The sequence below is a fragment of the Rothia nasimurium genome, assembly GCF_928392795.1.
Lineage (GTDB): Bacteria > Actinomycetota > Actinomycetes > Actinomycetales > Micrococcaceae > Rothia > Rothia nasimurium_F.
The window spans coordinates 15247-31996 of sequence record NZ_CAKMTJ010000006.1 but is presented as its reverse complement, the minus strand read 5'-3'; the positions used below and the strand labels follow the sequence as shown (position 1 = coordinate 31996).

Annotated in this window: 16 protein-coding genes and 1 tRNA gene; 7 read left to right on the top strand and 10 right to left on the bottom strand. The window is 62.4% G+C overall.

Annotated elements, in window-relative coordinates; all coding sequences use genetic code 11:
- Positions 1–8: 8 nt before the first annotated feature.
- The gene (locus L6963_RS07425; protein ID WP_237199563.1) at positions 9–245 is read left to right on the top strand and encodes a hypothetical protein; all 237 of its coding nucleotides are present in this window, start codon (positions 9–11) and stop codon (positions 243–245) included.
- Positions 246–368: 123 nt separating this feature from the next.
- Here the strand turns inward: L6963_RS07425 and L6963_RS07420 are convergent.
- Positions 369–443, bottom strand: a tRNA-Thr gene (locus L6963_RS07420).
- A gap of 145 nt (positions 444–588) precedes the next feature.
- Here L6963_RS07420 and L6963_RS07415 point away from each other — a divergent pair.
- The 4 genes from L6963_RS07415 (at position 589) to L6963_RS07400 (ending at position 5606) form a co-directional block, all read left to right on the top strand.
- A complete protein-coding gene (locus tag L6963_RS07415; protein WP_237207275.1) occupies positions 589–1725 on the top strand; it encodes a histidinol-phosphate transaminase in 1137 nt (378 codons plus the stop codon).
- Between the two features lie 144 nt (positions 1726–1869).
- Positions 1870–3045: a thiamine pyrophosphate-dependent enzyme gene (locus L6963_RS07410; RefSeq protein WP_237207274.1), complete on the top strand. Its 1176-nt coding sequence runs from the start codon at positions 1870–1872 to the stop codon at positions 3043–3045.
- 3 nt (positions 3046–3048) lie between these two features.
- Entirely contained in the window at positions 3049–4050 is a 1002-nt protein-coding gene (locus L6963_RS07405) for an alpha-ketoacid dehydrogenase subunit beta (protein WP_237207273.1), read from the top strand.
- Between the two features lie 17 nt (positions 4051–4067).
- Positions 4068–5606, top strand: coding sequence for a dihydrolipoamide acetyltransferase family protein (locus L6963_RS07400; RefSeq protein WP_237207272.1), 1539 nt, complete (start codon positions 4068–4070; stop codon positions 5604–5606).
- A 512-nt stretch (positions 5607–6118) separates the two neighbouring features.
- Here L6963_RS07400 and L6963_RS07395 read toward each other — a convergent pair.
- The 6 genes from L6963_RS07395 to L6963_RS07370 all read right to left on the bottom strand — a co-directional run bounded on the left by L6963_RS07395 (position 6119) and on the right by L6963_RS07370 (position 11072).
- A complete protein-coding gene (locus L6963_RS07395) occupies positions 6119–7135 on the bottom strand; it encodes a hypothetical protein (RefSeq protein ID WP_237207271.1) in 1017 nt (338 codons plus the stop codon).
- A complete protein-coding gene (locus L6963_RS07390) occupies positions 7125–8348 on the bottom strand; it encodes an ATP-binding protein (protein ID WP_237207270.1) in 1224 nt (407 codons plus the stop codon). Before L6963_RS07390 ends, L6963_RS07395 begins: the two co-directional genes overlap by 11 nt.
- A gap of 147 nt (positions 8349–8495) precedes the next feature.
- Positions 8496–9209, bottom strand: coding sequence for a response regulator transcription factor (locus tag L6963_RS07385; protein WP_237185161.1), 714 nt, complete (start codon positions 9207–9209; stop codon positions 8496–8498).
- Between the two features lie 179 nt (positions 9210–9388).
- Positions 9389–10252 carry a hypothetical protein gene (locus L6963_RS07380; protein ID WP_237207269.1) on the bottom strand — a complete coding sequence of 288 codons (864 nt, stop codon included), beginning with the start codon at positions 10250–10252 and terminating at the stop codon, positions 9389–9391.
- A gap of 27 nt (positions 10253–10279) precedes the next feature.
- On the bottom strand, positions 10280–10921 hold the full coding sequence (locus tag L6963_RS07375) for a sugar O-acetyltransferase (RefSeq protein WP_237207268.1): 642 nt from the start codon (positions 10919–10921) through the stop codon (positions 10280–10282).
- Between the two features lies 1 nt (position 10922).
- The gene (locus L6963_RS07370; RefSeq protein WP_237207267.1) at positions 10923–11072 is read right to left on the bottom strand and encodes a hypothetical protein; all 150 of its coding nucleotides are present in this window, start codon (positions 11070–11072) and stop codon (positions 10923–10925) included.
- A 47-nt stretch (positions 11073–11119) separates the two neighbouring features.
- On the opposite strand from L6963_RS07370, the gene L6963_RS07365 reads away from it, so the two are divergent.
- A complete protein-coding gene (locus tag L6963_RS07365; protein ID WP_237207266.1) occupies positions 11120–12838 on the top strand; it encodes a long-chain-fatty-acid--CoA ligase in 1719 nt (572 codons plus the stop codon).
- 210 nt (positions 12839–13048) lie between these two features.
- Here L6963_RS07365 and L6963_RS07360 read toward each other — a convergent pair whose 3' ends face one another.
- The gene (locus L6963_RS07360; RefSeq protein ID WP_237207265.1) at positions 13049–14179 is read right to left on the bottom strand and encodes an N-acetylglucosamine-6-phosphate deacetylase; all 1131 of its coding nucleotides are present in this window, start codon (positions 14177–14179) and stop codon (positions 13049–13051) included.
- Between the two features lie 72 nt (positions 14180–14251).
- Here L6963_RS07360 and nagB point away from each other — a divergent pair, with 72 nt between their 5' ends.
- A complete protein-coding gene (gene nagB / locus L6963_RS07355; RefSeq protein ID WP_237207264.1) occupies positions 14252–15061 on the top strand; it encodes a glucosamine-6-phosphate deaminase in 810 nt (269 codons plus the stop codon).
- A gap of 48 nt (positions 15062–15109) precedes the next feature.
- On the opposite strand, the gene L6963_RS07350 is transcribed toward nagB, so the two are convergent.
- The gene (locus L6963_RS07350) at positions 15110–15796 is read right to left on the bottom strand and encodes an N-acetylmannosamine-6-phosphate 2-epimerase (protein ID WP_237207263.1); all 687 of its coding nucleotides are present in this window, start codon (positions 15794–15796) and stop codon (positions 15110–15112) included.
- Between the two features lie 9 nt (positions 15797–15805).
- A complete protein-coding gene (locus L6963_RS07345) occupies positions 15806–16741 on the bottom strand; it encodes an ROK family protein (RefSeq protein WP_237207262.1) in 936 nt (311 codons plus the stop codon).
- Positions 16742–16750 lie beyond the last annotated feature (9 nt).

Below are 16750 nucleotides of genomic sequence, written 5' to 3'. Positions count from 1 at the left end.
TAGGCAGCGTGAAGAAATATCTTGGTTTTCAAACGCGCAGGACGCCCAGCGGCGGCTTCTCCCGCGGGTTCCTGCTGCTCTTTGCCCTGCTCCTCGTGCCCTCACTGGCCCTCTGGGGTTTCTACCGCTGGCTCTTTGCCAACGACACCCACCTGCTGGTGGTACCTTTCTTGGCGGTTATCACCGCCTGGATTTGGGCCTATCTAATTGGCTACGGGGCCGAAAACCACATGGACAACGACTAGCCCACCCGCGCAGGCTCGGGTGTCGCCGGAAGCGGGCGGACGCGTCCGCACGGGCGGTCTATAGACAACAAAAAATCTCGCGGCCCGCACCTGAACCGGTGCGGGCCGCGAGATTTTTACTGATGGAGCCCCCAGTCGGATTTGAACCGACGACCTTTTCTTTACGAGGGAAATGCTCTACCCCTGAGCTATGGAGGCATGCTCCCACCCCTTTATCGGGGGCGAACGAAAGAAAACTTTACCAGAAAGAGAGGGCTGCAACCACCGGTTGCGGGCGCTGCTGACCAAAAGAGCGGTACCCCCAACCCTAGATTTTGTGGCCTGCGACACTAGAATGGATGGCATGACAAGTTCACAGCGCTCCGGGCTGCACCCCCGCCCGGTTTTCAATCAGCTCCCCAAGTACGCCGCAGGTAAACCCCCGGCACCGGTTGAGGGGCTTACTCAGTACAAGCTCTCATCCAACGAGAACCCCTTCGGGCCGGTGGCCTCGGTCGCTCAGATTCTGGCTGAGTTTGATACCGTCCACCGCTACCCCGACCCGCTCTCCACTGCCCTGCGCACTGCCCTGGGGGAGCACCTGGAGGTTGACCCCGAGGATATCGTTACCGGTGCAGGAAGCCTAGGTGCCCTGACCCAGATTCTGACCACCTTTGCAGGTACCCACGCCGACGGTGTGCAGGACGAAGTTATCTACGCCTGGCGTTCCTTTGAGGCCTACCCTATCTGCGTTGGCCTGGCCGGTGCTAAGAGCGTGCAGGTACCCAACCTGCCCAACGGTGCCCACGACCTGGACGCCATGGCCGCTGCCGTGACCGACAAGACCCGCGTCATCCTTATCTGTACCCCCAATAACCCCACCGGCCCGGCCGTCACCGAGTCACAGGTGCGCAACTTCCTGGCCAAGGTGCCCAGTGACGTGCTCGTGGTGATTGACGAGGCCTACTTCGAGTTCTGCGCGGCCTCCGAGATTCCTGAAGGGCAAGAGCCTCCCGTCAATGGCCTGGACGTCTACCCCGACTACCCCAACGTCGCTATTTTGCGCACTTTCTCCAAGGCTCAGGGCCTGGCTGGCCTGCGCGTGGGCTACTCCATCACCCACCCCGAGGTCACCGCCCACCTGCGCGTGGGAGCCACCCCCTTTGCGGTCAGCGCCCTGGCTGAAAAGGCCGCCGTGGCCTCCCTCGATCACAACGACGAGGTTATGGAGCGAGTGGAGCACCTGGTCGCTGAGCGCGAAAAGGTCGTCGCCGGCCTCCAGGAGCTGGGCTACTGGGTACCCGAAACCCGGGCCAATTTCGTCTGGCTCCCCCTGGGTGAGCACTCGGCAGCCTTCGCTGCCCTGGCTGAAGCCAACGCCCTGTCCGTGCGCGCTTTCGCCGGCGAGGGCGTGCGCGTGAGTATTGGCGAGGACGAGGCCAACGCCCGCCTGCTCGCCATCGCAGCAGAGTTCGAAGAACGCACCACCAAGCCCCTCTAGGGCAGGCGGACGGGGCCATCTGACCGCCCGCCTACCTCAACTTATTTGCAATTAATCCCTCAAAATTCTAAAAATGGACCCTCTCTGTCCACCGGCAGGCGTAGGGTTAAGAAAAGGTAGTAACAGAGCAAGACCGGAGACCCCATGTCACAGACACAAACCCCAGGTAACCCCTGGGGAATACCAGAGCGTATCCAGCTCATGAACGAAGCGGGTGAGACCACCTCCCACACCAGCTTCTCAGCCTACGCCGACGAACTCACCGGCGAAGACCTCAAAGACATGTACCGCACCATGGCCCTGACCCGCCGCTTCTGCGACGAAATGACCTCCCTGCAGCGCCAGGGGCAGCTGGCCCTCTGGGTTCCCTCCCGCGGGCAGGAAGCTGCCCAGGTGGCGTCCGCCCGGGCCCTTGCCGCCAACGACTACATCTTCCCCTCCTACCGCGACCACGGGGTGCTCCTTGAACGCGGTATCACCCCCGAAGAAATCACCCCCCTCTTCCGGGGCTCAGGCACCCTGGGCTGGGACGCTAAAAAACACAACGTGCACTCCTACACCCTGGTGCTGGCCGCCCAGGTGCTCCACGCCACTGGCTACGCCATGGGGCTGAACCTCGATGCTGAGATCCGGGCTGAAACGGGTGAAGCCCAAACCGGCCAGGGGCAGGCTACCGACCCTACCCAGGACCCCGAGAAACCGGCCGTAGCGGTCTACTTCGGCGATGGTTCCACCACCGAGGGCGACGTGCACGAGTCCATGGTCTTTGCGGCCAGCTACAACGCGCCCGTCCTTTTCTTTGTGCAAAATAACCACTGGGCCATCTCTGTGCCCTTTAGCGTGCAGTCCCGCGTGCCCATCTCAACCCGAGCCGCCGGTTACGGCTTCGAGGGCCTGCGCGTGGACGGCAACGACGTGCTAGCCGTCTACGCCGCCACCCGCTACGCTATGGACAAAATCAGGGCGGGGGAGGGGCCCGTGCTGATTGAGGCAGAAACCTACCGGCTCGGCCCCCACACCACGGCCGACGACCCCACCAAGTACCGCCCCGAAGACCACGGCGCCACCTACGAGCCGCTCGACCCCATGGTGCGTCTCGAAGCCTACCTGCGCTCAACAGGCCATGCCGATGACGCCTTCTTTGACGAGGTCACCGCCTACACCAAAGAGCAGGTGAAGGGCGTCCGCTCCTACGTTCTTTCCAGTGAACCCGACACCTTCGAAACCTACCTGGACCGCGCCTACGCGGCCCCCCACCAGCAGGTTGAGGACGACCGCGCCTTCTACCGCGCCTACAACGACGGCTTCGAGGAGGACTAAACCATGTCAGACCAGACCCCTCAGCAGGGCACCGAAACCCTAACCCTGGCTAAGGCTATTACCCGCGCTCTACACGATGAAATGACCGCCAACCGCAAGGTTCTGGCCCTGGGCGAAGACATCGGCAAACTCGGCGGTGTCTACCGCGTAACCGACGGCCTGCAAAAGACCTTTGGCCCCACCCGCGTCATGGACACCCCCCTGGGCGAATCCGGCATTATCGGTACCTCCATCGGCATGGCCCTGCGTGGCTACCGGCCCGTACCCGAAATTCAGTTCGACGGTTTCGTCTTCCCCGGCTTCAACCAGATCACCTCGCAGCTGGCAAAAATGCACGGCCGCACCCACGGCCAGTACGAGGTGCCCGTTACCGTCCGTATCCCTTACGGCGGCATGATTGGCTCGGTAGAGCATCACTCAGAGTCCCCCGAGGCCCTCTTCACCCACACCCCGGGCCTGCGCGTGGTGACTCCCTCGTCCCCCCACGACGCCTACTGGATGCTCCGCAAAGCCATCGCCCACCCCGACCCGGTCATCTACTTCGAGCCCAAGCGCCGCTACTGGATGAAGGGCGAGGTCAACTTCGCAGATACCGACTTCGACCCCTTTACCGCCCAGGTGGTGCGAGAGGGCGACGACCTCACCATTGCCACCTATGGTCCGTTGGTTCCGGTGGCTCTGGCTGCCGCCCAGGCCGCGGTTGAGGACGGCCACTCCATCGAGGTCATCGACCTGCGCTCCCTCTCACCGCTTGATATCCCCACTATTGAGGCTTCGGTACAAAAAACCGGGCGCCTGGTCGTGGCCCACGAGGCCCCCACTTTCGGCGGTATCGGCTCAGACATCGCAGCCGCCATCACCGAGTGCTGCTTCTACCACCTCGAGGCCCCCGTGATCCGCGTGGGCGGCTACCACATGCCCTACCCGGTCTCCCGCGTCGAAGAAGAGTACGTGCCCGGCATAGACCGCCTGCTCGAAGCCGTCGACCGTTCCCTGGCCTACTAAAGCCCGAAAGGCACACCATGTCACAGATCTTTAACCTGCCCGATGTGGGCGAAGGCCTCACCGAGGCAGAAATCCTCAGCTGGAAGGTAGCCTCCGGCGACACCGTCGAGATCAACGACGTACTTGTTGAAATCGAGACTGCCAAGTCAGTGGTCGAGCTACCCTCCCCCTACGAGGGCACCGTGCAGGAGCTGCTGGTTGCCGAGGGCGAGACGGTAGAGGTCGGCACCCCCATCATCGCTATCGCCGGGGAAGGCGCCGAAGCTGGCGGGGGGAGTAGGCCTGCGGCAGAGCGTCCGGACGCCGCCCCCCAGCAGTCTGCCGCACCGGCAGGGGAGCAGGGCGGCGGCAACGCCCTGGTAGGCTCAGGCCCCAAGGCCGACCCCGTCAAGCGCCGGGCCCGTAAGAAGACAGCCGCTACCCACCCGGTTGCTACCCAGCCCGCCGCCGTCCCCCAGCCTGCGGCAAGCGCTGGGGCAAACGCGTCCGCTCCGGTACCTGCAGCAGCACCACTGACCACCGACAGCCGCCGTCAGCTACTGACCGGCCTGCCCGCCCGCGCAGGCAAGCTCCTGGGCGAAGGCGGCAAGGGAGTGCTCCGCCGCCTGGGAAGCCACGAGCTACCCGTAGAAACCGGCACCAGCGAGGTACCCCGCCGCCAGCCCCTCGCTAAGCCCCCCGTGCGTAAAGCAGCCCAAGACATGGGAATCGACCTAGCCCAGGTCACCCCCACCGGCGATCAGGGGCAGGTCACCAAACGCGACCTGCTCAACTATGCAGCCCACCTGAGCCTCAGCGAACAGGCCAACGTCACCGACACCACCGACCCCAAGAGCTTCTGGATCCCGGCAGGTGTTGGCGGCGACCGCATCGAACGTATCAAGGTCAAGGGCGTCCGCAAGGCTACCGCCAAAGCCATGGTTGAATCAGCCTTCAAGGCCCCCCACGTCTCGATCTTCGTCGATGTAGACGCCACCCGCACCATGGAGTTTGTCAAGCGCCTCAAGAAATCCCCCCAGTTCGAGGGAGTCAAAGTAACCCCGCTACTGATCCTGGCCAAGGCCGTCATCTGGGCAACCGCCCGCACCCCGCAGGTCAACGCCACATGGACTGACTCCGAGATTCAGATTAAGCACTTCATGAACCTCGGAATAGCCGCAGCCACCCCGCGCGGCCTGATGGTCCCCAACATCAAGGATGCCCAGACCATGAACCTGCGGGAGCTGGCGCTCGCTCTCAACGACCTGACCACCCGGGCCCGCGAAGGCAAAACCCAGCCCGCCGAAATGCAGCAGGGCACCATGACCATCACCAACATCGGTTCTCTGGGCATTGATACCGGAACCCCGATTATCAACCCCGGTGAGGCTGCCATCATTGCCTTCGGCACCATCAAGCAGAAGCCCTGGGTCGTAGACGGTGAAGTGATCCCCCGCTGGGTTACCACCTTAGGCGGGTCCTTTGACCACCGCGTCCTCGACGGCGATCTGTCGGCTAAGTTCCTGGCAGACGTCGCCTCAATCCTTGAGGAACCCGCGCTCCTCCTCGATATGTAAAGGGTAGAAAAGCACAAGGCCCGGGCACTCAAAGAGCGCCCGGGCCTTGCAGCACACGGTAACCTCGCTGGCTCCGTCGAAAGTTCAACCTGATGGCTAAAAACCAACGGAACGAGTGTGAACAGAGTGAGGCTCCCGCCGGTTAGGGCGGGAGCCTCACAACGCCAAGGTACGAAACCTGGAGCATAATCCGAATTATCTCCCCCAAGAAATCCGAATCTATGGGCACTGAGCCCACATAAGTTCAGGTCTCGTAGGTTACCTTATGCCCTTGAGGTGCTCCTGTCGATAATCTCTGGGTCAGTCCCCCAACGTCGCCAGAACACTGAGTCCCCCGACTCAGTGCAAGAAACACTCAAGTTACTGTAAATCTTAGTCGAGGGTGGCTCGGTCTGTATGTCCTCATATAGGGCGACACTAGCGCCTACACCGTGGGTAGGAGGCTAACCGCTTCCCTCAAAATGCCCACAAGACTGCCCCACCATAGATAGGGTGCCCAGACTAAATAAGCTCTAGAAACGTTCCACCACGCCGGTCTGAGAAATCTCAATGGCACTAGGTTCTTCGTCCTCTGAATTGCCATCGTGCACCAGCATGACAGCGGTCTGATCGTCAGCGGGGAAGGCACGCACCGTGATAGTACCGCCTGACGCGTTATCAAAAAGATCAACCGCACACTGGGTAAGCGCCAGCGATACGCGGGAGGGTAGGGCCGAGCCGCGCTCGTCCAGAATATCGACCTTGACCCCGCGCTGGCGGGCCAGCCAGGCGGCGTCCAGAATCTCCTTATTCACGATGTAGCGACCGCGAATCGTATCGCGCAGCTGCGCCTCGGTGAAGCGGAATTCGTCCATCTCGGCGCGGGTCACCGGTGACTCGTTATAGGCGATGCGGTGCAGCATATCCTCGGTCAGGGCGCGGACCTCCTGCACACGCTGGGTAGCGATAGCGCCCATATCGGTCTCTTCAGCGCGCCCGGCGTCCGCGATAATGCGCATACCGCGGGCCTGCCTGGTCTTAGAGACCGCCTGCTCAATTTGCTTAGGCACAATCATGCTCACCAGCATGAGCAGGAAGGGGATAGCAAACTCGGTAGAGAGCGTCAGACGGGTATCGAAATAGTTGGTGTGCCAGCTCAGCACCAGCACCACAAAGCCACAAAAGAAGAGCCAGCCAAAGAAGGTATGGCGGCGCAAGACCAGCCCCGCAGCCAGCAGGGTGTAAGCCATGAGGGGCCAGGAGAGATTGGAGAAGGTAATCGAGTGGCTGATAGCGCTCAGCGTAGTATCAACCGAGTTAAGCCCCAGCACCATGATGATGGGCATCATGACGTCGGGCAGAGCCAGGCGCTTGGTGGGTAGGAATACCGGCAGTGCCGCTAGCGCGTAGAGACTCAGCAGGATAGCCCAGTGGGGGGCGCGGGTGACGGTGTAGTGGTCGTACCAGAAGAAGAACGACCCCAGGATCAGCAGGGTGACGGTGCTCAGAATGAGGGTGAGGATGCGGGAGCGGTAGTACTTAGCCAGCATTGGGTTCCTCGTTGGGCCACTGGACGACGACGCGGGTACCCTTCTCAGGTGCCGAGGTAATGGTGACCATACCGCCGGCGTCCTCCATGGAGCGAATCATCGACACGCGCACGCCCAAGCGGCGGAAGTCGATGTCGCTCATTGAGAAGCCCTGGCCCTTGTCTGAGATGGTGCAGAGAATATAGGGGCGTACCTCGTCGGAGCGGGTGGAGTTGAAGGGGCGGCGCATCTCGGTGCGAATCGAGATCTGGGTGGTGCGGGTGCCCGAGTGGCGGGCAGAGTTAGACACAGCCTCGGTGACGGCGTGGGTGAAGGCCCTAGCCGCGGTGTAGGGCAGGGTGGAGTCTGGGCTGGCCAGGGGGTGCTTTTCGATGGAGTCGGAGACAAAGCGCAGGCGCTGGTTCCAGGGCTCCACGCCCTCGGCAATCTGCTCGGTTAGGGCCTGGAAGGTGATAGGGCGCTGGGGCTGGGACTTGAGCGCCTCTTCTTCGAGTACGCCGATGGCGCGGCGAGCCAGTAGGCGGGTGCGCTGGGGTAGCTCGCCGGGGTTGCGGCTGGCGTCGAGCAGGGCTGCCATGACGTTATCGTGCACCAGCTTGTCGAAGTCTTGCAGCTCCTTGGCGTAGTCGCGGGAGCGGTTGAGCAGAAGCTGGGCAGAGAGGGTCTCGTAGTAGGTTTTATCTGATTCGCGGACGGCGTTCAGGGCAAAGCGGGCCAGGCCGGCCAGCAGGGCGCAGCAGAAGCCTAGATAGGCCACACGAATGAGAAGTTCGGTGGCATCGAGGGGGGAGCCTTTGATCACGTGGGCAGACACCGAGCTGATGACCAGTAGCACCGGGAAAACGATGCTGTGAATGATGCTCTCTCGCGGGCTTTCTTCGAAGACCGGAACCAGCATGGCATAGATGCCAAAGAGCCAAGACCAGGGAATTGCGGAGTGTTCAGCCCCTACCGTGAAGGGCCACAGAAGGTAAGAGCCGTAGGCGATTGCCAGCATAAAGCTCACAACCTTAGCAGAGACCTCCTTGCGAATGCCGTTGAACATCAGCAGGGCAGCGTGGGCTACTAGTAAGGGAATGATCGCCAGATACCAGTAGGAGTCACCCCCGCGAATCTCAGAGATGTTGGCAAGCGACTGGAATAGCAGACCTACAGCGATGAGGGAGTAGATGATTTCCAGGGTGCAGTAGAGGCCGAAGGAGCTCGGCCCCATGAGTCGCTGCTGCCCTGTGGTGAGGGAGAGTGACTTGAAGGAGAAGGAACGGATGCGGTCTGCCCGCGACGGTTGTAGCGCGTGGGCTAGGTCCCGGGAGGCGCCGCCGGTGGTGGTAGACAGGGTGCGTCCTTAGGTCTTCGCTTCTTAGAGGTTGCGGTCTGCGGTGGAGGTGTCTTCCATGGAATCAACCAGGCCGTCTTCGATGGCGCGAATACGCAGGTCGATCTTGGTGGGGGCGGGGCGGCCGACGCGGGCGTACTTTTCGCGGATGCGGTCGATATTGGTCTTAACAGCGGACTGCTTGATGCCCATGCGGCGGGCTACCTGTACCTGTGCGAAACCTGAGGCGTAGAGGCGCAGGGTTTCCTGCTCGCGAGGGGAGAGGTTGGCGCGGGAGAACTCGTGGTCACCGTCGATTGCTGCTGCCAGTTCCTTGGTGACAACGGCCTTGCCTTCGGCGATGTTCTTGGCTTCTGCCAGTGCGTGTTCCAGGGGCTCTGACTTGCGAACCAGACCAAGGGCACCTGCCTTGAGGGCTTCACGAATCAGGCCGGGGTTCTCGCCGATGCTGAAGATGAGCACCTTAATGCCAGCGCGCTGCAGAATATCGACGTTTTCTGAGGGGCGGGACTTATCTTGCAGGGAGAGGTCGAGTAGTACGACGTCGCAGTCGCGCTTGAGCTTGCCCAGGTCAGCGGACGAGGGGTCGGAGAGACTGCGGCCCAGAGCAACAAGCAGGTCGGCTGCGGTGGGGGCTGCGGCGACCAGTTCGATCTCGCTGGCGCCTGCTGCGACGGCTCGCATGCCCTCACGGACAACTTCGTGGTCATCGACAATGCCTACGCGTACTACGCTCATGTTCCCTACTTACCTCGTGTGCTGGTGCAACCTTCACCTGTGGGTGGTGGCTGCTCGTCGGTTGCCCTGTAACTGGAGTGCGGTGAGCAGACTGGGGTATTTTTCTTACGAAAATATTTTACAGGCAAAGTGTGCTTCGTGGGCTGAACTGTGGGCGCTGTGACGCGCCTTCACGTCTGCTAGCTGGCGCGGGCGTCCGCACCGGTCAGAGCACGGTGGTAGCGCAAGCCAAGCCCGGCCCCGGCGAGGGCCGCAAGAAGAGCCAGGACGCCGGCCGCCAGGACCGTGAGGGCGCCGATTGCCACATCTGGGGATAGGAGCGGTTGCAGAGCGTAGCTGGGGGCCAGCGGGTGGGCTAGCTGGGCTGTGGCCCAGGTGAGAAGCGTGGCAAGCAGGCTGCCGAGGGCGCTGACCGCCAGGACGCCCACAGCCTGCTTACCGGGGGCAAAGGCCGTCATGCGCGTAGCAGCGTAGCCGCCAAGACCGAAGGCAAGGGAGAGAAGAATCGCGACCGTGATGAGCCAGGGCAGGGCCTGGGCGCGGCTAGCGGGTGCGGTGACCGCCAGAACCGTTTCGGTCAGGCCGCTGTAGGTGGACACTCCCAGCAGCCCCATGAGAGTTCGAGCTAGGGCCAGGCCCCCGGTGGTCAAACCGTAGGCAACCAGGGCACCGCAGAAAGCCGGAATGAACTGCACCCGTTTGAGGGCAGCAGCGGGCGCCGTCGCACCCAGATTCGCTGCCGGGCGGGCGGACGCCGGTACCGCCTGCAGGGGCTGGGCAGGAGTTGCCGGTTCAGCAGAATAAACCTGCTGCGTGGGCTGGGGCTGCGCCTGGGGCGGTGCGGTCTGCTGGTGGTTCTGCTCTGCGGGCGGGACGCGCTGGTAGCGGGTAGCCGAAACCCCGGCGTCCGCTGGTGTAGAACCCTGGCTGCCGCGGGCGTCCTGCCCAAAGGTACGCGGATCGAGAATCCGGGTGGGGTCGGAGTCTTCAAAGACGGCATCCCACTCATCAAAGTCGCGGCGGTTCTGGGACGGCTCGGTCACCGGTACCCCTTTCTGTAGTGGAAATACTTAGGCTAGCCCCAGAGCCTGGGGGCTGTACTGGTGGGCCGGGTCGGCGGGGCGCTCATCGGCATTCACATACTTAATGACCCGTGCGGGGTTGCCGACAGCCACAGCGTTGGCCGGAACATCCTTGGTCACCACGGCCCCGGCCCCAATCACGGTATTCTCGCCCACCGTGACGCCGGGGCAGAGGATAGCCCCGCCGCCAATCCAGACGTTGCGGCCCACCGTAATCGGCAGGCCACCTTCCCACAGGGCCTCGCGGTCTACCGGGTTAAGGGGGTGGGTGGGGGTCAAAAACTGCACGTTGGGGCCCACCAGGACGGCATCGCCAAAGGTAATGGGGGCAACGTCCAGAAAAACGCAACCAAAGTTAAAGAAACAGCCCGCCCCGATATGGGTGTTGACCCCGTAATCGAAGGCCACCGAAGGACGAATCATCGACCCCTCGCCAAGCGACCCCACAATCTGGGCCAACACCTCCTGCTTGCGACTATCGCGGGCCCGGTACAGTCGGGTGTACTCCTCAACCAGCTCCACCACCCGGTAATGGGTATCGGCGCACTCCTGGTCGGGGCGGTAGGCAAAGCCCGCCGTCATCTGTTCAAAGACGCTCTTACCGGCGCGCAGTTCATCCCAGTTCGTCATGCTAGCTCCCATACATCAGGGTCATTAGAGCAATAATCGCCAGACCAACCCCGATCACAATGAGACCGGCAATAATCATGCGCTTGTTAATCTCTCGCATGAGCTCCCGGAATTCCTCGGGGCTAATATCGTCATTTCTACGTCGAGCCATACCCCTAAGTATGTCAGCTCCACCGCCCCTGTGGCACAATCGTGTGTATGCAGTCAGCCGAAAATTCACCCCAGACCCACACCGACTTCCCCTTGGCCCACCGCCCCTGGGTCAAGAACTACAGGGCAGAAAGCAACAGAGACGTTGCCCTACCTGAAACCTCACTGAGCCATCTCATGGCAGAAGCAGTGCGTACCGTACCGCAGAAAATCGCCCTTGAATTCTTCGGCGCCACCACCACCTACGGTGAACTGGGCGACCAGATTCTGCGCGTGGCCGAAGGCCTGCGCAAAGCCGGTATCCAGCACGGTGACCGCGTGGCCCTCGTCCTTCCCAACTGCCCCCAGCACATCGTGGCCTTCTACGCGATTCTGCGCCTGGGCGCTGTGGTGGTTGAACACAACCCCCTCTACACCTCCTCCGAACTACGCCACATGTTCGAAGACCACGGCGCGAAGGCCGCCATCGTCTGGGACAAGATTGCAGACAACATCACCTCTCTGCCCACCGATATTCGCCCCAAGAACATCTACGCGGTCAACATGATTGAAGAAATGCCCTTCACCATGCGCACCGCCCTCAAGCTGCCCATCGGCAAGCTCAAGGAATCCCGTGAAAAGCTCGAAGGTACTGCTCGCGGCACCACCCCCTGGCGCCAGTTCATGAAGAACCAGCCCCTGGCCGCCGACCACCACCGTCCTACCGCCCACGACCTGGCGCTACTGCAATACACCTCGGGTACCACCGGCCTACCCAAGGGCGTCATGCTCACCCACCGCAACCTCGAATCAAACGGCCGCATGGGTGAAGAGTGGATCCAGCCCGGCAACGACGAGGTCATCTACGCCGTCCTGCCCCTCTTCCACGCCTATGGCATGACCCTGGGGCAGACCATCGCGGCAGTGTGTAAGGCACGCCTGGTGCTCTTCCCCACCGTAGACATGGACCTGATCTTCCGGGCCATGAAGCGCACCACCCCCACCATTTTGCCCGCAGTTCCCCCGGTCTACCGCCGCATGCTCGAAGAAGCCAAGAAACGCAACGTCTCTTTGCAGGGTATCCGTTATGCGGTCTCTGGTGCTATGCACCTGCCCACCGAACTCGTCGCCGAATGGGAAGAAGCCACCGGGGGCCTGCTCGTAGAGGGCTACGGCCTCTCCGAATGCTCACCCCTGGTCTCCTGCAACCCCCTCAACTCCACCCGCCGAGCCGGTTCTATTGGTGTGCCCTTCCCCTCAACCGATATCCGCGTCGTTGATCCCGAAACCCTCCAGGACGTCCCCGACGGCGCCGAAGGTGAACTGCTGGTACGCGGCCCCCAGGTCATGCGCGGCTACTGGAAGCGCGGCGAAGACACCAGCAAGACCCTGCTGCCCGGAGGCTGGCTACGCACCGGCGACATTGTGCGCCTGGACCACGACTACTTCATCGAAATCGTCGACCGCATCAAGGAAGTCATTATCACCGGCGGCTTCAACGTCTCACCCACCGAGGTTGAAAACGTACTCAAACAGCACGACTCGGTAGCGGACTGCGCCGTTGTCGGCCTGCCCGATGGCTCAGGCGGTGAAAAGGTTACCGCAGCAATCATCCCTGCTGAGGGCCACGCCATCGACCCCGAAGAGCTCAAACAGCACTGCTACGAGCGCCTGACCCGCTACAAGGTGCCCAAGAACTACTACGAGGTCGAGGAGCTGCCCCGCTCCATGCTGGGCAAGACCCTGCGTCGCAAGGTGCGCGAAAGCCTCGAAGCCAAATACAGCTAGGCTATGCAGGCTCGCGCTGGATGGAGCCCAGCAGATTCCGAGCGCGCGAGGAAATAAATCTGCGGGCGGAATAGGCGCAAGCCTGACCCTCACGCCCCGCCTGACGGCGGATTTCGTTCGCTCTTGCGTGCTCGCGCGCTCGCACCCGCTCACTTCATCCCAGCCAGCAGCTGCGCTGCGAGCCTGCTCCGCCTATCCTGATAAAAAGAGCTAACCTCGCAACACGCCCTGCAGGGAGCCATCGGCGCCCAGCAGGGCGTAGCTGTCTGTGGGCTCTGCTAGGCCGAGGGCCGCGGTGGGGACGCTGGTGGCAGCCCTGGCTGCTTCGGTGAGGGGAATGCCGAAGGCGACAGCCTGCTCTACCGCTCGCGCTAGGGTGAGGGTGCTCCCTGCAATCGTTTCGGTGCCCCTGATGCGGGCAATCGAATCCTGCACCTCTACCGCCAAAGAACCCAGCCGGTAGGGGCCGTCCGCGCAACCAGCAGCCGCCATAGCGTCGGTGACCAGGGCTACCCGACCCGGCGCCAGAGCGAAGGCGGCCCGCACCATGGGCCCGTGCACGTGGACCCCATCGCAAATAACCTCCAGGGTGACGTGGGGGCTATCTACAGCAGCGGCCACCGGGCCCGGCTGCCGGTGGTGGAGGGGGCGCATGGCGTTAAAGGTGTGGGTCAGTAGCGACGCGCCCTCGTCGAAGGCAGCTTTAGCCTGGTCATAGGTGGCGTCGGTATGCCCGACCGCTACCTTGATACCCAGCTCCACACAGCGCTGCAGAGTGGCCAAGCCGGGGTCGGTTTCGGGGGCCAGGGTGATCTGTAGGAGCCTACCTTCAGAGGCCTCCCAGAGCTGTTCAAGGGCGTCGGGCGTGGGCACCTGGAGAGTCTCGGGGGCGTGGGCCCCCTTGTGGGCGGGGGAGATAAAGGGCCCCTCAGCGTGAAACCCGTGCAGGGTGGCCTGCCCCGGCACCTGCTGACCCATCAAGGGGAGCAGGGCCTTCATCGTGGCCTGCATCTGCTCCAGGGGGTTAGAGACCAGGGACGCTACCAGGGCGGACGTACCCGCCTGCCCGTGCACGCTCAAGGCGGCAGCTACATCGGGGGCATCCTCAAAAGCTGTGCCGCCCCCGCCATGGCAATGAATATCGGTGAACCCCGGGGCTAGGAGCCAGCCTCCCGCATCGCGCACCTCAGCCTGGGCTAGCTGGGCAGCACTTAGCTGCTGCTTCCAGGTGTCACCCTCACCGGCAGCCAGCAGGCGCTCACCTTCTACTAGGGCCCAGCCGGTGGGGCTGGCCGGTGAGGTGAGTCGAGTCAGGGAATGAAAAAGAATAGTGCGCGGCATGGGGCCCCTTATCAATGCGTCATATTTTTGTGCTGGTGGGTATTTATACATATATTTTCGTACTATATTCTTATGGAAATAATTATATGTGATTCAAAGGATCAAGCGGGAGCTTATGCTGCCTCCCTTATTGCTATGGTGACCGAGCGAAATAATCAGCGCGGGGCCTCAACCGTGTGGGGGGTGGCAACCGGTTCGTCACCCGAGAGCACCTATGAGCATCTTGCTGCCCGGGTTCAAGCTGGTCTCGATGTGAGCGCAGTGAGCGCTTTTGCTCTCGATGAGTATGTGGGGCTTGACCCTGCCCACCCGGAGTCCTACCACAGTGTCATTGATGACCAGGTGGTGCAGAAGGTAGGTCTGAGTTCCGAACGCGTGCATGTGCTCAATGGTATGGCCGAAGATATTCCGGCTGAGTGCGCCGCCTACGAGGCCGCCATAAAGGACGAAGGCGGAGTTGACGTGCAGATCCTTGGTATAGGTGCCAATGGGCATATAGGCTTTAATGAGCCTGGCTCCTCCCTAGCATCTCGTACCCGCATCAAGACTCTGGCTCTCAAGACCGTGGCAGATAATGCCCGCTTCTTCAACGGTGATACCTCAAAGGTGCCGGTTCACTGCCTTACTCAGGGCATCGGTACCATCATGGAGGCCCGCAAAATTGTGCTGGTTGCTGACGGTGAGAACAAGGCGGCCGCTATCGCCGGTATGGCTGAGGGGCCTGTAACGGCTTCCTGTCCGGGGTCAATTTTGCAGCTGCACCCTGACGTCACCGTGGTTATCGACGAGGCAGCTGCCTCCCAGCTTAAAAATGCAGAATATTACCGTTTTGCCCAAAACAATATTCCCTTTTTCCAAAAGCCAGAAAATATCGGGGCATAAAAATATATAAAAAGGGCCGGGGCGTAAATATTGCCCCGGCCTTTTTATTTATTGAGTCATTGCCTCTTTAAACCAACCCGTAATAGAAATGGGGTGGGTGATGGCGGTGCCGACGACGACGGCGTGGGCGCCAGCATCGAGAGCAGCTCGGGCCTGGGCGGGAGTGTGCACGCGTCCTTCTGCGATGAGGGGGCGACCAAGGTTACGGGCGGCGATGGCTTCGAGGAGTTCCAGGTCAGGGCCGTCAGTTTTGGGGCGGGCACCGGTGTAGCCAGCCAGGGTGGTTCCGATGAAGTCGGCACCGGCCTCTGCCGCGGCAAGAGCAGAATCGAGGGAGTCGCAGTCTGCCATGACCAGGGCGTTTGATCCCTCATGAACCCCGCGCACAACCTCAGCCAGGCTCAGACCGTCAGGCCGGTCGCGCAGGGTACCGTCGAGGGCGACGATGTGGGCTCCTGCCTGGGCAACGGCGAGGGCGTGGTGCAGGGTGGGGGTGATGAAGATGCCGTCGTGGCCGTCCTTCCAGAGCCCGATGACGGGTACCTCCACGGCAGTGCGGGTGAACTGGATATCTGCTAGGCCTTGCACGCGTACGGCGGCGGCTCCACCGAGGACGGCGGAGGCGGCGACCTGGCCAGTAGTTCGTGGGTCGCGCATGGGTTCGCCGGGGTAGGCCTGGGCAGAGACGATGAGCTGGCCTGCGAGGAGGTCGGTGAGCTGGTCGGGAGTGAACACGGTGTTTTCCTAGCGGGTGACGAAGTCGGGGATGAGGGTGGCGGCCCCGAGTAGGGGCGCGTCGGAGCCGAGGGTGGCGCGGACGATGGTGGTTTCGGCAGCCTGCCCCAGGGCGGCGCCGAGGTAGGCGGCAGCCATGTCGTTCCACCAGCGTTTGCCGAGGTTAACGACACCCCCGGAGACGACGATGAGGTGGGGGTCGAGGATGGTGGCTAGGTCCCCGAGGGCGATACCGGCGGTGCGGGCTCCAAGGGCGATGGCGTCACAGGCGATAGGGTCACCTGCATCGGCCAGGTTTTCAAGGTCGAAGAGGTTGGCGGCGGGGCTTTCGCCGCCGAGGCGGTGGTAGCTGGAGACGATGCCGGTGCCTGAGGCGACAGCTTCTACGTGACCTACTCCGCCGCAGGTGCAGGTGATGCCGACTGCCCAGGGGGAGGAGAAGTGGCCCACGTGCCCTGCTAGGGAATGGGCTCCTCTCATCTGGGTACCACCGCTGATGTAGGAGCCGCCAACGCCGGTACCGAAGGCTACCATGAGGCTGGTTTCGGCGGTGGAGGTGGCACCCTGCCAGGCTTCACCCAGGGCGTGGGCGTGGACGTCATTGACGGCGTAGGCCGGCAGGCCGGTGCGGTCGGTGACGATGGCTGCCAGCGGGGTGCCACTCCAATCGTGGATGAGGTTGGCCGCGGTAATGACCTGCCCTTCTTCACCGATGACGCCTGCGGATCCGATACCGATGCCGACGGGCTGGTAGCCGCGGCTGCGGGCCAGGTCGGCGAGGTCGGCGAGGGCGGACGCGGTGTGCTCGGCGAGTTTGGTTCCTCCGGCCTGGGCCTGGGTGGGGATTTTATCCCGGTGCAGGACGTCGCCGGTGGGGGAGATGATGCCGAGGGCGGTTTTAGTGCCGCCGAGATCTGCGGTGAGTGCTACGGGCTGGTGGGTCATGAGAGCGTC

Bases quoted from the DNA above. Each gene is read 5' to 3' on its own strand.
- L6963_RS07365 (WP_237207266.1), top strand. From the start codon at position 11,120: ATGCAGTCAGCCGAAAATTCACCCCAGACCCACACCGACTTCCCCTTG.
- L6963_RS07415 (WP_237207275.1), top strand. From the start codon at position 589: ATGACAAGTTCACAGCGCTCCGGGCTGCACCCCCGCCCGGTTTTCAAT.
- L6963_RS07410 (WP_237207274.1), top strand. From the start codon at position 1,870: ATGTCACAGACACAAACCCCAGGTAACCCCTGGGGAATACCAGAGCGT.
- L6963_RS07395 (WP_237207271.1), bottom strand. From the start codon at position 7,135: ATGCTGGCTAAGTACTACCGCTCCCGCATCCTCACCCTCATTCTGAGC.
- L6963_RS07400 (WP_237207272.1), top strand. From the start codon at position 4,068: ATGTCACAGATCTTTAACCTGCCCGATGTGGGCGAAGGCCTCACCGAG.
- L6963_RS07360 (WP_237207265.1), bottom strand. From the start codon at position 14,179: ATGCCGCGCACTATTCTTTTTCATTCCCTGACTCGACTCACCTCACCG.
- L6963_RS07385 (WP_237185161.1), bottom strand. From the start codon at position 9,209: ATGAGCGTAGTACGCGTAGGCATTGTCGATGACCACGAAGTTGTCCGT.
- L6963_RS07375 (WP_237207268.1), bottom strand. From the start codon at position 10,921: ATGACGAACTGGGATGAACTGCGCGCCGGTAAGAGCGTCTTTGAACAG.
- nagB (WP_237207264.1), top strand. From the start codon at position 14,252: ATGGAAATAATTATATGTGATTCAAAGGATCAAGCGGGAGCTTATGCT.
- L6963_RS07390 (WP_237207270.1), bottom strand. From the start codon at position 8,348: ATGGGGCCGAGCTCCTTCGGCCTCTACTGCACCCTGGAAATCATCTAC.
- L6963_RS07345 (WP_237207262.1), bottom strand. From the start codon at position 16,741: ATGACCCACCAGCCCGTAGCACTCACCGCAGATCTCGGCGGCACTAAA.
- L6963_RS07370 (WP_237207267.1), bottom strand. From the start codon at position 11,072: ATGGCTCGACGTAGAAATGACGATATTAGCCCCGAGGAATTCCGGGAG.
- L6963_RS07405 (WP_237207273.1), top strand. From the start codon at position 3,049: ATGTCAGACCAGACCCCTCAGCAGGGCACCGAAACCCTAACCCTGGCT.